The following is a 16,400-nucleotide window of genomic DNA, read 5'->3' as shown; positions in this document are numbered from 1 at the left end:
TACTTTTACATCGCCTTGAATGAGGGAACAAGTCAAGGTAATAAATTTTTTTTCATCATTTGTGTTTTTAGAATCGTATCGCCTGGTACGATTCTTTTTTTTGATTAAATTTTTTCGTAATTGAGTAGAAGATCGATGAAGTAAGAATAAGTAATAGAGCCTTCTTGCTGATTGCTTTTTAAAAAAAGATTATTCGTCATACCGAAAAAATCATCCAGCCATCCCTGATGTTTCAGAATGAAGTTTTTTTCGTATAATCTGTCTCTTTTCATTGCCGGGGAATAATTATTTATAACAGATTTTACAAATTTAGGATCTTCTTCTACAATAAAGCGCAAAAGGCTTTTTAAAGTAAAGTATTCCGTGCTGTATCTCAATTCTATATTTTCAGAGTTTACACCCATTAAATAACCGATGAAATTGGCTTCCTGTTCTCTGGCAAAACCTAATTGATGTGAACTTTCGTGTGCCGATGTAAAGGGAATGAATGTAGATGGCAATTCTGCATTATATTGAGCTTCGGCCGTAAATGGATTGTAATATCCAAGAATGCCGGTAAAGCTCATTACACTCTTAAAAATACTTGGTTTAAAAGAATTGATCTGTGGAGCTTTCTTGTCTGAAATATATTTCGGAAGCATTTGCTGCTGGGAAAGAATTTCATTTTGTATCGCTTGCAAATTGGTCGCCACAAAAACTCCGTTTTTATCTTCTTTGGTAAGCTGTCGACTGGTTTTACATTTTTCCAGGTATCGTAAAGCCAATATTTTTGCCTTATTCAGATTCGGTTCTTCCTGATGAGAAAGCTTATTAATAACCGGAGTCTGAAAATAGAGCATTCCCCAAAATACCTGGTAAATAAAATAAAAAACATTGATGATCAAAAGAAGCTTTAAAACGGCTTGGCTTCTGGCTGATTTCTTACAGCATTGAATAAGATAATAAAGAATAATAATACCCAATACAACATATAGAATATCTCCCAAAGAAAATGGAACCCAGGCAAATAACACCTGATGAAACCATTTTTGGAGCTCGAAGAAATTCTCAAAAAAAGAAATCATAATTTCTGATTTTGAGAAGATATAAAACAAAAGAATTTGGACAACTAAAATAGCTGCCCAAAATCTTTTTTTCTTATATATTTTCCTTGTATTAATGTCCACTGCTAGAGCTTTCTTCACTTAATACTATTCCTTGTTTTCTCAAAATCTTCGGAGTGACAAATCCATAAAATGCTAAATACAAGAAACAGAATGCGGGAATAATGTAGGAGAAATGAGTATAGGTAATTCCCATAATTCCATCTGGATTGGCTTTATCAAAATCACAGATCCATCCTTGTAATAAAGGAATAATTCCCCCTCCTAAGATCATCATGATTAGGAAAGATGACGCTTTTCCTGTATTTTTACCTAAACCTGCGATTGCTAAATCGAAAATGGAAGGCCACATAATAGAGCAGAATAATCCACCGGAAATGAAGAAATATTTTGCAATCTCTTTATCCGGATAGAATAATCCGAACAGCATCATAACAATTCCCGCAACACCAAAAAGCATTAACGTTTTTCCTGCATTTTTCCCTCCAATGAAACTCATCAGGATGAAAATAATGATCCAGATCGGGTAAATATAGAACGCAGAAACATCTTTACCGCTTAATGTATTTGCTACTAGAATAATTCCAAAGGCTATAAATGGAACTACAAACTTTAAAATCAGATTGGTTGTTTTGGATGTATTAAAAACATTGATTCCTCCATTCCATCTTCCGATCATCAAACTTCCCCAATACAAAGAGATGAAAGGAGCAATATTGTGTTCCAAGACATTTCCAAATTCATTGGTATGAAGCAAAGCTGGAAGATTACTGATGATAGAAACTTCAACTCCTACATAAATAAAGATGGCAAGCATTCCCAGAACCAATTGAGGATATTTAAATAAGTTGAATTTTTCCTCTCCGGCATCTATTTTCTTTTCTTCCGTCTTTGCGGGATCTTCTATTTTGGAGAACAACATGAAAATAGCTACTAAAATAAAAGCTACTCCCAATATAATGAAAGGAAGCTTTACATCATCCAAAGATAATTCTGTCTGCTCACTTCCTGTTCCAAACAACGCAATTCCTAATAAAATCGGTCCTATGGTTGTTCCCAGAGAATTGATGCCTCCTGCAAGCGTCAATCTGTGTGCGCCTGTATTCGGACTACCCATTTTAATCGCTAAAGGATTGGCTACAATCTGTTGAACAGAGAATCCTAACCCTACAATAAATAGTGCGGTTAAGAAAAACCAGAAATTTTGAGAAGTTGCAGCCGGTACGAATAAAAATGCACCTACTGCGGAAATAATCAATCCTGCAGCCAAGGTTTTCTTATATCCGAATTTTTGCAGGATATCGCTTTTCAACGATATGATAAAGAATATAAGGGACCCTACAAAGTAAGCTACATAAAATGCCCAAGCTACCAATTGGGATTGTACCTGCGAAAGTGTAAAACTTTTTTTAAACACGGGGATCAGAATGTCATTACTTGCAGCAACAAAACCCCAGAAGAAAAATACAATAACCAATGATATAAATTGAGACCATTTGGTTTGCTCGTTGTGATGTTCCATATAAACTTTTATAGTTTTTTTACAGTTAGTTTAAACAAATATAATTATTTCTTTTAAAAAGAATGATTTGTTAAAGTTTTTTTTATTGTCTCAAAAGCAGACATTCTTAAATCTTTAGGAAATTCGGATGGTTCAATAATATCATTGAAGTATACTTTTACCTTCCCGGGATATCCTTTGGAATTATCAAACGGGAACATTTCCTTTAACCCCACAAAAGTAAATACTGCAATAGGAGATTGATGTTTGGAGGACAGAATGAAGGCTCCGTCTTTAAAATCATCCAGCATAATGGAGGTATCATCAGGAACACCACCTTCAGGAAAAATCACAATACTATTGCCCTCTTCCATCTTTTCGGCGCATCTTCGGTACACATCGGCGCGGCTTCTTGCACTGCTTCGGTCTACCATCACACATATTCTTTTATATATGGTACCGAAAATCGGGATTCTTACTAGCTCTTTTTTTCCTACATAGCACAGCGGGTGATTAGGAAATAAAATGCAGGGAAGCATAATGTCCATAATGGAAGTATGATTGGAGATCACTACATATTGCCGGTTCTTATCGATCTTTTTATTCGTAAGATTGATCAGTTCATAGCGGAGTCCCATTCCGTAGAACATTCCGTAGCACCAGATACGGATGAACTGATAAGCATATTTATAATGCTTTTTGCTAAAAGACAGGATATAAACAGGTATTCCTAATATGATCGTTAATACAAAGGCTAGTATTAACAGCCAGAACCTCCAGAGATAATTTAAAATCTTTACCACAAATCAACCATTAAAAATTACTTTCTTCTTTACAGAATAATTAAGGATAGAGACCAATAAAATAGCTGCAATCTTACTGATCATTTCCGGGCTCAAGGTATAAAAAATCAAATCAATATTATCTTTAAATATACAGCTGTAAAATATCTGGAAGAAAGCAAGACTTAATAGAGTGGAAATAAAAGACACTACCATAAAGTAGGCAAACTCCTTTCTTTTAGAATGTTTTCCTCTTTCAAACACAAACCAGATGCTTAAAAAATAATTGGTGATGATCCCGCAGCTTGTAGAAAATATATTACTTAAAGGATAATGGATGCCATGAAAATCTGTTTCCTGAGAAATAAAGTGAGGAAGATAGGTGCTGAAGATCTTAAAACTTCCGATTTCCACAATAGCACTGAGTCCTCCTGCAATAATGAAGAATAATATTTGTTTCTGGCGTATTAGTAATTCTCTCATTCAAGTGATATGATGTGCAAATTTATAACTATATGTTAAACAGTAAAAAAAGTTGTTAAATATTTTTTCAGATTCAAAATTATTTCTAAATTTAGTTTTCAGAATGATGTAAAATATACCTGATAATAAATTCATTTTCAACTATTTGTGTTGATGGTTTTTTCTATCTTGTAATGCGTGTTTGAGCGTGCTACCAAAACCTTTTTGTAACCCTTTTATATTACTATTTGTATGAAACGTCAAAACAAATACAGAAAATTCCAGCTCCAACAGAAAAATATTGAAGCTCTGGAAAGAGAGAACTCCCGGTTCAAACGAGTATATTCAGAGTACGAAAATATGTCCGACGAACTTTGGAACCTAGAAAATTCCAAAGGCGAACCTGTTCCTGATGATTTCATTAATGCCATGATTCTTCAAACCTCTTATCTTGAAGATGAAATAGAAGACTGGTTGATACAATTCAATAAAGAAAAAACTGATATAAAACATTGATAAAGCTTCCGAAGGGTTTCTTAAGCTCTTTTTTCAAGATAAATTCATAATTTAGCATCCTTAAATTAAAATGTAAAATATGGTTGCTATTGTTGATAGTGGTTCTACCAAGACAGATTGGGTAATATTGGATGATTTCAAAAAAGTTTTTCTCAAAACGGAAACCATAGGTTTTAATCCCAATTTTATCAACAAAGAACTTATTGTTCCTGAAATAGAAAAGAATAACAGTTTAGCCAGCGTTAAAAACTCTATTACACGAATTTTCTTCTACGGTTCCGGATGTGGAATCCAGAAAAACTGTGAAACCATAGAAGAAGAATTGAGTAAAGTATTTGCAAACGCTTCCATCACCGTAAAGGAAGATCTTATGGCGGCAGCATATGCTGCCTATGACGGAAAGCCTGCCATTGTATGCATCATGGGAACAGGTTCTAATTCTTGTTATTTTGACGGGAAAAATTTAAAAATCAAATTACCTTCATTAGGATTCCTGATGGGAGATGAAGGAAGCGGAAGCGCTATTGGAAAGCAATTGGTGCGCAGGTACTTTATGCAAAAACTTCCGGAAGATCTTCACCGTGAATTTGAAGAGACTTATCAGTTGACCATTGATGAGGCATTAAAAAACATGTATCATACCACCAGACCGAATGCGTATCTGGCTGATTTCAATAAATTTGTGGTAGAAAGAAAGGAACATCCTTACTTTCAGCAAATGGTTTTTGATGAAATGATGAATTTCTTCGATTACCAGGTGCTTCCTTATGAAGAAGCAAAAAATGCTGAAATCAATTTTATTGGTTCCATTGCCTATTATTATGAAAATATCCTGCGTTCCGCAGCTGCAGAACTTAATTTAAATGTGGGGCACGTTGTACAGAAACCTATAGAAAGCTTAGTGAACTACCATATTAAATATATACTTTAATAAAAAACAAAATTTATGTCAAGTAAAACTCACCGCGACGAAAAGAATTTCAATCAGGCCGCGTTAGATTATCATAAAACCGAACCCAAAGGAAAAATTGAAGTAATCCCTTCAAAGCCCCATTCATCCCAAAGAGATCTGTCATTGGCATATTCTCCGGGAGTGGCGGTTCCTTGCATGGAAATCCATGAAAAGCCCGAAACGGTTTATGATTATACCGGAAAAGGAAACCTGGTAGCTGTAATTTCCAATGGTACAGCAGTTCTTGGATTGGGTGATATTGGGGCAGAGGCTTCAAAACCGGTAATGGAAGGAAAAGGTCTTTTATTCAAGATCTTTGCGGATATCAATGTCTTTGATATTGAAATTGATGAAAAAGATCCGGATAAATTTATTGAAATTGTAAAAGGAATTGCGCCAACTTTTGGGGGAATCAACCTTGAGGACATCAAAGCTCCGGAAGCTTTTTACATCGAACAAAGATTAAAGGACGAATTGGATATTCCTTTAATGCACGATGATCAACATGGTACTGCGATTATCTCTGCAGCAGCATTGATCAACTCTTTGCAGATCGCTAATAAGAATATTGACGAAGTAAAAATGGTAGTCAATGGAGCAGGAGCGGCAGCCATTGCGTGTACTAAACTTTACGTTGCATTGGGTCTTAAAAAAGAAAATGTCCTGATGTGCGACAGCAAAGGGGTAATTAACCATAAAAGAGAAAATCTTACCCCGGAAAAACTGGATTTCGTTGCCAATACCGATATTGAAACATTAGAAGATGCTGTAAAAGGATCGGATGTTTTTGTAGGATTGTCAAAAGGAAATGTAATGACACCGGAAATGCTGAACAGCATGAATGAAAACCCGATTGTTTTTGCATTGGCAAATCCTGATCCTGAAATAGCTTATGATCTTGCTGTGGCGACCCGTCCGGATGTGATTATGGCGACAGGAAGAAGTGACTATCCTAACCAAGTGAATAACGTGTTAGGTTTCCCATACATTTTCCGTGGAGCATTGGATGTTCAGGCTAAAGGAATTAATGAAGAAATGAAACTGGCGGCAGTTCATGCGATTGCCGACTTAGCTAAAGAACCGGTTCCGGAGGCGGTAATTTTAGCCTATAATGTTCAGAATTTACAATTCGGAAGAGAATATTTCATTCCGAAACCATTTGATAACAGATTGATTACGAAAGTTTCCAGTGCGGTAGCAAAAGCTGCTATTGAAAGCGGTATTGCAAGAAAAACAATTGAGGATTTCGAAGAGTATGAAAATCATCTTCTGGATAGAATGGGAAGAGACGAGAAGCTGGTAAGAATGATGCAGAGCCGAGCAAAGTCCAATCCAAAGAGAATTACTTTAGGAAACGCAGAAGAATATAATGTATTAAAAGCCGCTCAGATCTTATATGAAGAAGGAATTGCGCATCCCATTCTTTTAGGGGAGAAAAAATACATCAAAGAGCAGATGGAACGTTTCGGAATCAATTTGAATGTCCCGATTATTGATCCTAATGATGATGACCAGGAAGAGAACAGAAAAAAATACAGACAAACCCTTTGGAAACTTCGTCAGAGAAAAGGAATGAACGAGTACAAAGCCAAAAGATATGTCCGTCAGAGAGACTATTTCGGACCTTTGATGCTGAAACATGGAGATACGGATGGATTGATAGTAGGGTTTTCTAAAAACTATACTTCTGTATTAAGACCGATTCTAGAGGTTATCGAAAAAGACAAAGGAGTGGATAAAGTAGCAGCAATGATGATGATCCTTTCTGAGAAGAAACCTATTTTCTTTGCAGATACTTCCATCAATCATAATCCAAGTGCCGAAGATTTGGTAAATATTGCTAAAATGGCGGAATTCACCGTGAAATCTTTCGCAATCGAGCCAAGAATTGCAATGCTTGGTTTTGAGAACTTTGCAGCTATTTCGGAAACCTCTAAAAAAGTAGCGAAGGCAGTAAGCATTTTACATGAAAAATATCCTAAAATGGTAGTAGATGGAGAAATTCAACCTGATTTCGCTATGAATGCAGATCATTTAAGTGATTATCCTTTCTCGAAACTGGAAACAACTCCTGCGAATACCTTTATCTTCCCGAATCTGGAAAGTGCCAACTTATCCTACAAAATCATCAGAGGAATGAAAGTAGCACAGGTAATAGGACCTATCTTAATGGGACTAAAACAATCGGTACACGTATTGCAGATGCGTTCAAGCGTTGATGAAATTGTGAACCTGGCAACTATTGCTGTTCTTGATGCTCAGAGAAGAGAAAAAAAGTAAAATAATTCAAAGCATAACTCAAAAAGACTCCAAATTTTGGAGTCTTTTTATTTTATAGGAAATCCTTGAAAACCACATCAGAAATTAAGTTAAAAATCATTCCTGCGTGAAATGAAAATATTAATTAGTTTAAATTACTATATTTGGGTGGTTTTAAAAATTAATATGATATTTTCACTACAAGGTATTGTTCAGGAACTTACGCCTACCTATGCTGTAATCAATGTCAATGGAGTTGGTTATTATGTGGGAATCAGCCTGATGACCTCTCAGAAACTGACTTTAAATAAGGAAACTTTTCTGTTTATTCAGCAAATTATCCGTGAGGATGCCCATTTGCTTTTCGGTTTTAACACTCGTTCAGAGAAAGAAATGTTCAATCTGTTAATAAGCGTTAATGGAGTGGGAGTGGTTTCAGCGCTTATTTTACTCTCCACTTTAGGCCTTGATGAGATTGCTTCAGCCATACTTTCAGGCAACAGTGCCCTCATTCAAAAAGCAAAAGGAATAGGAGCCAAAACAGCGGAAAGAATAATAGTGGATTTGAAGGATAAAGTCCAAAAATTCAGCAATCCGGAGGAAAATATTTCTACATTTGTAAATAATAAAATTAAGGATGAGGCGTTATCTGCATTAGAAGTTTTGGGGATTCCGAAAAGGATGAGTGAAAAGATTGCGGATCGTATAATCAAACAAAATCCTGATATTTCTGTTGAAGAGTTGGTAAAACAAATTTTAAAAAACATTTAACATTTGGTGGCAAATAATAAGTACCTCAATATATTTTTGTTCCTGTCGTTCTTGTGTATGTCAGTAAGCGCGTTTGCGCAGGTACGTGACACAGCGATTATAAAGAAAGATTATCAGTTGGCCGATCCTACCCAGTATGAAGCCTTTTATGATATCAAAACAGGAATGTACTACGTGTATCCTAAAATTGGGAATACCATCACTGGTCCTCCTACGGCAATGTCTCCGGAAGAATATAAAGAGTTCATGCTCGCAACACAGGCAAGGGCTTACTATAAGGAAAAATCAGACAAATATAGCCTGCTTTTCAGGAAAGATAAAAGTGATGCCCAGAGAAAAGGATTACTACCTTCTTTAACTATCCGTAATAAGCTTTTCGAAACGATATTCGGCAGCAACAAAATTGAAATTATCCCTTCGGGATATGCTTCATTCGACTTTGCCGGATTATACCAGAAAATAGATAACCCTTTAATTCTTCCCCAAAACAGGAAGAGTTTCACGTTTGATATAGACCAGAGAATCCAGTTGGGATTATTGGGAAAAGTGGGAGAAAACCTGCAATTGAAAGCCAATTATGATACCCAAAGTGGTTTTGCATTCGAAAACAGGATGAATCTTGTATGGCAAGCCAAAGGAAGCTGGAAAGACTTACAGACCAAAGGACTTGGAGACATTAATTCACCCGGAGCCGGAGGGGAAGATAAAATCATAAAAAGAATAGAATTCGGTAACGTCAATATGCCGCTTTCCACCAGCCTGATCCGTGGTTCACAATCGCTATTTGGGGTTAAAACAGAATTCCAATTAGGAAAAACTTATGGAACATTAGTGCTTTCTCAACAGCAGGGTGAAGCCCGTAATATTGTTGTTCAGGGTGGTGGAGTGATGAGTAACTTTAAAATCAACGCTATTGATTACGAAGATAACCAGCACTACTTCCTGGGACATTATTTCTTAAACAATTATGACAATGCCTTACTAAACTATCCTCAGATCAATTCCAAAATCAATATTACCCGTTTGGAAGTTTGGGTATTAGATCAAGGGAATAGTAATTTAGCATATCAGAAAAGTATTGTCGGGATCAGAGATTTAGGTGACGGAACTTCAGGACTTCCGGATAACTCGCAAAACGGCCTTTACTCAAGTATTACCACAACAATGGGAACACCGAGAGATGCGGGAGTAAACTATGCCAATTTATTACAGGGACAATCTTTCCCGAATGCTTCAGGAACTCCTGAATCCTATGACAACGGGGAACAATTTATTTTCAATAAAAAAGCAAGAAGATTAAATGCTAATGAATATACCCTTCAACCACAATTAGGGTACATTTCCCTTAATCAAAAATTAAATGACAATCAGCTTTTAGCAGTTTCTTACTCCTATACGGTGAATGGAACCAATCAGGTATACAAAGTAGGGGAATTCTCGGAAGAAAGCCCTGTTTTAGTGACGAAGGTGCTAAAAGCTAATAATACTACCAAGATTACTTCACCAATGTGGAATTTGATGATGAAAAACATCTATCCATTGGATGCAGGTCAGGTAAACCAGGATGGTTTCATTCTTAATGTATTCTACAGAGATGCACAAACAGGAGGTAAAGTAAATTACCTTCCAAATACACCGGTTCAGGATACCAACTTATTGAAACTCTTAAACTGGGACCGTCTGAATCTTAATGGTGACTTGCAAAGTAATGGAGGCACAATGGGAGATGGTATTTTCGATTTTGTCAATGGAATCACCATCAGACCTGAAACAGGAAAAATCATCTTTACCAAAGTTCAGCCTTTCGGTAGTTATATGGCAAGTGTTCTGGGAAGTAATAATCCTCAGTACGTGTTCAATGATCTTTATTCTCAACAGAAACAGGTTGCCTCTTCCAATAATTTGGCTCAACGTTATACGATGGAAGGCCGTTATAAAGGAACACAGGGACAAGGAATTTCTCTTGGGGCCGTAAATGTTCCGCAAGGATCTGTAAAAGTGACCGCAAACGGAGTGCAATTAACTGAAGGGGTTGACTATACCGTGGATTATATGTTGGGAACGGTGACCATCATCAATGAACAGGTAAAACAATCCGGACAGGCCATCAATATTTCATTAGAAAACCAATTGACATTTAATACCCAAAGAAAAAGATTCTTAGGATTAAATTTAGAAAGAAGATTCAATGAAAACTTTATTTTAGGAGGAACCATTGTCAATTATTCAGAATCCCCGCTTACTCAAAAGGTAAACTATGGACAGGAAGCTGTAAATAACACGATGGCAGGAATCAACCTGATGTATAATAATCAGGCTCCTTTCCTGACAAGATTGACGGATAAAATTCCATTGGTGAAAACCGAAGCGCCTTCCAATATCAATTTTAAAATGGAAGCTGCTTATCTATTGCCGGGACTTAATAAAGGAACAAATGACCAGTCCTATATTGACGACTTCGAGCAGACGACTTCTAAAATATCTTTAAAAGAACCTGCTGCATGGAGCCTTGCATCCAGACCGGAGAAAAATACTCAGGCTCCTTTCAACGGACTGCCTCCGAATGACGACTTAACAAGCGGCTACGGAAGAGGGTTATTATCCTGGTATAATATTGACCCAAGATTTTGGGGAGTAGGCGGAAAAGCCCCTACGGGAATTACCCCTCAGTCTGTTTCCAACCACGCATCCAGAAGAGTACAATACTCCGAAATTTATAACAATAGAGATTTTGTTGCCGGTGAACAAACGTTTACCAATACATTCGATATTTCCTATTTTCCATTAGAAAAAGGACCTTATAATGTCAATCCGGGATCAGAGACAGCTCTGCAAAGATGGGGAGGTATCATGAGACCAATCAGTGTATCCAACTTTATCAATTCCAATATTGAATATGTTGAATTCTGGTTAATGGATCCTTATGCCGATGGGGGAACTTTAGGATCAAATCCAAGATTGTTATTACAGCTGGGGAATGTATCTGAAGATATCCTGAAAGATGGTTTGATGCAATATGAGAACGGACTTCCAACTCCTTCATCACAATCTTCCACTACCAATTCAAACTGGGGGATACAGCCAAAACAACCACCGATTCTCTATGCTTTCTCTAGTGAAGGTCAGGAAAGAACAGTTCAGGATCTTGGATATGATGGTTTAAGTTCGGACCAGGAAGCGATGAGATTTGGAAATACCTTTGTAAACCCGGTAACTAATATTGCTGACCCTGCGGTAGATGATTTTGTATTCTATATGTCTGATAAATTTACGGGCAGCCAGGCTTCTTCAGTGATCCAGCGATACAAATATTTCAGAAATCCGGAAGGAAACTCTCAGAGTAACTCCCTTGAAGTAGCTTCGCAAACTCCTGATGTAGAAGATATCAATAAAGATTACAACCTGGATCAAAGTGAAAACTATAATGAATATGTAGTAAAATTAGATCCTGCAAGTTTAGTATTAGGAGATAATAATATTGTTGATGTTAAAACTGTTCAGGCTCAATTCCAGAATGGAAATACTTCACAGGTAAAATGGTACTTGTTCAGAATTCCGGTTTCAAAATACAATGAAACGGGGGCAGAAGGAGATCACAGTGCAGAAGTATTGAACAATGTAAGATTTGCAAGATTATTATTGGCAGGATTTGAACAGACATCTACTTTGAGATTCGGTACCATGGACTTAGTAAGATCAGATTGGAGAAGATATCCTAAAAATATTGCAAAGTATAGTAATACTTCTACTACACCTCCTTCTATACCGGATCCTGCCACAGATGAAGGTAGCGCAGATGTTCTTCCAAATAATTTTGAGATAGGAAGTGTAAATATTGAAGAAAATGCTTTGAATCAACCACCTTATGTGCTTCCTCCAGGAATCGATAGACAGGTTCTTAGTGGGAATGCCGGTGCACAAAGACAAAACGAAGCATCATTATATTTAAAAGCAACTTCTTTGGCATCTAATGAAGCAAGAGGAGTATTCAAGAATACGGCACTGGATATGAGAAGATACAAAAAATTAAAACTTTTTGTACACGCTCAGGATCCGGAAAACACAGATTTGAATATAGGTAAGATCGATGAGAAAACTAAATTCTTTATCCGTTTCGGTAGTGATGCTACAGATAACTATTATGAATATGAAGCTTCTCTGAAACTTACTCCGAAAACCGCAACTGCGCCGATGGAGATCTGGCCGTTTGAAAACGAAGTGGATTTTGATATTCAGAATTTTGTAGATGCTAAGATCAGGAGAGATAAGAATTCTCCGAACAATATTGCAGAGAGGGTTTTGGACCAGGTTTTTGAAGGTGGTGATACCTTTAAAAAGATCTATATCAAAGGACGTCCGAGTCTTGGAAATATTACTACTATTATGGTGGGGGTAAGAAATGCACAGGGTAGATTCGGTGGAGCTATAAACAGGGTGCTTTGGATCAACGAAATCCGTCTTTCTGAAATTGAAAACGATGGAGGTTATGCTGGAAATGCAAGTTTGAATTTCAACCTTGGAGATTTTGCTACAGTAAATACCAATGCATCATATACATCTGTTGGTTTTGGAAATATTGATTCAAAACCAGCGGAAAGAAACCAGTCGACACAGTCTGCATTCAGTATTAATACAGCTATCAACGTAGATAAATTACTTCCTGAGAAAAGTGGAGTGAAAATTCCATTGAATTACTCTTACTCACAAACGATCGAAGATCCGAAGTACAATCCTTTGGATACAGACGTAGAGTTCAAAAAAGCGGCTAACAGAGAAGAGCTTAAAAAAGTAGCCAGAACTTATACTCAACAAAGAAGTATTGGTGTGGTGAATATGCATAAGGAAAGAGTAAACCAGAATAAGAAACCTAAATTCTATGACATAGAAAACGTTTCCGTAACTGCTGTGTATAATGATGATTTCTATAGAGATATCTATACGAAGAGAAATTACAGACAATACCTAAGAGGGTACATAGATTATAACTATACCTTTAAGCCTTGGGTAATTAAGCCTTTCAATAAAATGATCAGTGATACGGCTAAGTCTACCAAGTATCTGAGATGGGTCAAAGAATTCAACATCAACCCGATTCCGACAAGATTATCTTTCAGAACGGAAGTTGACAGAAATTACAACGAACTTGAGTTTAGAAATATTGATGCGATCTTAAGCGGAAACTTTGGAGAAGACTTCGCTGCGATCAAAAACAGAAACTTCTATTTTGGATGGCAGTATGGAGTAGGTTTCAATTTTACGAAATCATTAAAGCTGGATATCAACTCCACGATGAGAACACTTAATGATAATATGGATGTCAATACTATGGACAATAATTCCATTTTCGGAAATGTGTTCAGAGCAGGAAGACCAGTGTTGTATAATCACAGAGTGCAGTTAACCTATAAGTTACCATTCCAATATCTTCCATATCTGGATTTCATTGATGCGGAATTACAATATGGTTTGACCTATAACTGGAATGCAAGGTCTACGGCATTGCTTTCAAGTCCGGGAGGAAGCTTAGGATCTATTGGACAGAACACGAATGTTATTCAGGCTACTGCTACAGCAGATATTCCTAAGTTCTTTGGACAGTTTAAATATTTCAAAAATATTTCTACTAAACTTCAGAAGCGTAAACAAGAAATAGATTCCTTGAATAACGTATATACACAGGCTTGGGAAAAGAACAGATACAAGTATAAAAAATATAAATTCAAGAACAGATTAACACCACTTCAGAGTATAGCATTCTTTATGACTTCATTCAAGCAGTTGGATATTAATTACTCTGAAAATAACGGTACTGTAATTCCGGGATTATTATCTGCTCCTAACTGGTATGGATATGGGCAGACGTTAGGTGGTCCAACGGCCGGATTCTTATTAGGTTCACAGGCCGATATAAGACGAACTGTTTTGGAACGAGGATGGGTAAGCACAAATGATCTCATGACAGATCCTTATGTTCGTATGTCCACCAAAGAATTGCGGGCTAATTTGCAGGTCGTTCCGATCAATGATTTCAGAATTGATATTAATGCCTTGCATAATTATAACAGGAACTTCTCACAATCAGGATTTAATAATATTCAAAACCTTAATACCCCGGATCATAATTTTGCATTTGCCAATGATCAGATCACATACTCTAATTCAGTAGTGCTTCTTAAAACTTCCTTTAAAGAAGGACAGGCAATTTACCAGGCTATCAGAGAAAATGCCAGAACCATTTCACAGCAGCTTGGTGGGACACTGGGGCCTGATGGATTTACCGAAGGACATAGTATTGCCAATGCATATGTATTGATTCCGGCATTCAGAGCAGCGGTAGAAGGGAAATCTCCAAAAGAGATTGGGGATGCTAAAAAAGCAGGATTACCAATTCCGAACTGGAGAATCACCTATTCAGGATTAAGAAACATCCCGATCATTAACGGACAGTTTTCTAAATTTGATCTATTACATGCTTATAATGCCACTTATACAGCTACAGGAATTCAATCCAGCATTGATTATTTCAATAGCCTGACCACAGGAAATACACTAGATGTGAATGGCGATTTCTTTAATCCGTTCACCTTCTCCCAGGTAGGGTACGTAGAATCATTCTCACCACTTCTTGGAATAGATGTTACCATGAGAAATAATATGCAGTTCGGGTTACAGTATAACAGAAACAGAATGCTATTATTAGGATTGGTGAACCATACCCTTACAGAAGATGCTAATACAGAATATGTAGTAAGAGTAGGATATATCATCCGTAACTTTAGATTAGGCATGACGAATGTAAGAGGAAGAGGTAAAGCTAAAGGAAGTGATCTGAACATTAGAGGAGATTTCTCTTTAAGAGATAGCAAAACTAGTATTACCAATATATTGCTGGATGATTCCCAAGTGACAGGTGGACAGAAATTATTGAACATTAAGTTGTCTGCGGATTATAATGTTTCAGAAAACCTGAATCTAAGGGTGTTCTATGAACAGATGACCTCGAAATATAAAATTTCAACGGCGTTCCCGCTATCAACAATCAGAGCAGGAATCTCAGCTACATTCACGTTTGGAGATTCAGGAGGATTCTAGAATCAGTATAAATTAAATGTCCCTCAAAAAATAGAGGGACATTTTTTATATCCAATATTTGAACCTTATATAATTTTGAATAAATTTGTACAATATAAAAATTGAAAAATGAATACACCATCAGAATTAAAGTACACTAAAGATCACGAATGGATTAAGATCGAAGGGAATACAGCTACTATTGGAATTACAGACTTCGCTCAGGGAGAGCTTGGTGATATCGTATATGTAGATGTAGATACTGTAGATGATGAATTAAACGGAGGAGACGTTTTCGGAAGTGTGGAAGCAGTAAAAACTGTTTCAGACTTATTCTTGCCTATTTCTGGAAAAGTAATTGAATTTAATTCAGACTTAGAAGACCAGCCTGAATTATTAAATACTGATCCTTACGGAAACGGTTGGATCATCAAATTGGAAATTACTGATGGTGCAGATCAGTCTGAGCTGCTTTCTGCAGAAGAATACCAGGCTATCATTGGATAACATTTCAAAAATATTTAGTAAGATCTTGCCCATTTATTGGGCATTTCTTACTTATATGCTTCTCAAACCTGGAGAAGAGAATCATGAATACTGGTTCATGTTCAACGGAATTGACAAATTTCTACACGTAAGCATATTCGCAATGCTTGGCTTTTGTTTTATTTCCACATTTCCTAAAATAAAATTTCTATACTTTTTTCAAATTATCCTGATATATGCTTTTCTTACCGAGATCTTGCAGGAGGAAATGAAACTGGGAAGATCTATGGAGACGCTAGATATAGTAGCAGATACCATAGGTTGTCTTATAGGTTATTATATATATAAAGCTTTAATCAAGCGTTATTTTTAATACCTCGAATCGCTTTTTCTGTTTTCTGTCATTGTGGAAAACTATATAATTAAATTTAAATATTTCCATATCAATTGGTTACGCCTGGTACTTTTCCACGATCATAAAATTTATGTTAAGTAAA

11 protein-coding genes are annotated in these 16,400 nt (G+C 36.5%); 7 read left to right on the top strand and 4 right to left on the bottom strand.

Translation table 11 applies throughout. From position 1 onward, the window contains the following. Positions 1–104: 104 nt before the first annotated feature. From EGI05_RS13385 to EGI05_RS13370, 4 genes are all read right to left on the bottom strand, one after another. Complete coding sequence (locus EGI05_RS13385; protein ID WP_228428613.1) at positions 105–1,064, bottom strand: DUF3810 domain-containing protein; 960 nt, start codon at positions 1,062–1,064, stop codon at positions 105–107. 91 nt (positions 1,065–1,155) lie between these two features. Next, on the bottom strand, positions 1,156–2,625 hold the full coding sequence (locus tag EGI05_RS13380) for an MFS transporter (RefSeq protein ID WP_123263560.1): 1,470 nt from the start codon (positions 2,623–2,625) through the stop codon (positions 1,156–1,158). 53 nt (positions 2,626–2,678) lie between these two features. Further along, complete coding sequence (locus tag EGI05_RS13375; protein WP_123263559.1) at positions 2,679–3,407, bottom strand: lysophospholipid acyltransferase family protein; 729 nt, start codon at positions 3,405–3,407, stop codon at positions 2,679–2,681. A gap of 3 nt (positions 3,408–3,410) precedes the next feature. Further along, positions 3,411–3,869: a GtrA family protein gene (locus EGI05_RS13370; protein WP_123263558.1), complete on the bottom strand. Its 459-nt coding sequence runs from the start codon at positions 3,867–3,869 to the stop codon at positions 3,411–3,413. Between the two features lie 231 nt (positions 3,870–4,100). Between EGI05_RS13370 and EGI05_RS13365 the strand changes: the two genes are divergently transcribed. The 7 genes from EGI05_RS13365 to EGI05_RS13335 all read left to right on the top strand — a co-directional run bounded on the left by EGI05_RS13365 (position 4,101) and on the right by EGI05_RS13335 (position 16,276). Next, a complete protein-coding gene (locus EGI05_RS13365; RefSeq protein ID WP_123263557.1) occupies positions 4,101–4,364 on the top strand; it encodes a hypothetical protein in 264 nt (87 codons plus the stop codon). A 79-nt stretch (positions 4,365–4,443) separates the two neighbouring features. Continuing rightward, positions 4,444–5,295: a BadF/BadG/BcrA/BcrD ATPase family protein gene (locus EGI05_RS13360; protein ID WP_123263556.1), complete on the top strand. Its 852-nt coding sequence runs from the start codon at positions 4,444–4,446 to the stop codon at positions 5,293–5,295. A gap of 15 nt (positions 5,296–5,310) precedes the next feature. Continuing rightward, positions 5,311–7,596, top strand: a complete 2,286-nt coding sequence (locus EGI05_RS13355) for an NADP-dependent malic enzyme (protein ID WP_123263555.1) — start codon at positions 5,311–5,313, stop codon at positions 7,594–7,596. A gap of 165 nt (positions 7,597–7,761) precedes the next feature. Continuing rightward, complete coding sequence (ruvA, locus tag EGI05_RS13350; protein ID WP_123263554.1) at positions 7,762–8,346, top strand: Holliday junction branch migration protein RuvA; 585 nt, start codon at positions 7,762–7,764, stop codon at positions 8,344–8,346. A gap of 57 nt (positions 8,347–8,403) precedes the next feature. Next, on the top strand, positions 8,404–15,438 hold the full coding sequence (gene sov / locus EGI05_RS13345; protein WP_123263553.1) for a T9SS outer membrane translocon Sov/SprA: 7,035 nt from the start codon (positions 8,404–8,406) through the stop codon (positions 15,436–15,438). A 108-nt stretch (positions 15,439–15,546) separates the two neighbouring features. Continuing rightward, positions 15,547–15,924 carry a glycine cleavage system protein GcvH gene (gene gcvH, locus EGI05_RS13340; RefSeq protein ID WP_123263552.1) on the top strand — a complete coding sequence of 126 codons (378 nt, stop codon included), beginning with the start codon at positions 15,547–15,549 and terminating at the stop codon, positions 15,922–15,924. Between the two features lie 25 nt (positions 15,925–15,949). Then, positions 15,950–16,276 (top strand): VanZ family protein, encoded by a 327-nt coding sequence (locus tag EGI05_RS13335; protein WP_394337986.1) that lies wholly within the window; start codon positions 15,950–15,952, stop codon positions 16,274–16,276. Positions 16,277–16,400 lie beyond the last annotated feature (124 nt).

Origin of the sequence: Chryseobacterium daecheongense (assembly GCF_003729955.1) — a bacterium.
Taxonomy (GTDB): domain Bacteria; phylum Bacteroidota; class Bacteroidia; order Flavobacteriales; family Weeksellaceae; genus Chryseobacterium; species Chryseobacterium daecheongense.
The sequence above is the reverse complement of the archived record's forward strand: the minus strand, read 5'-3'. Positions and strand labels throughout refer to the sequence as shown.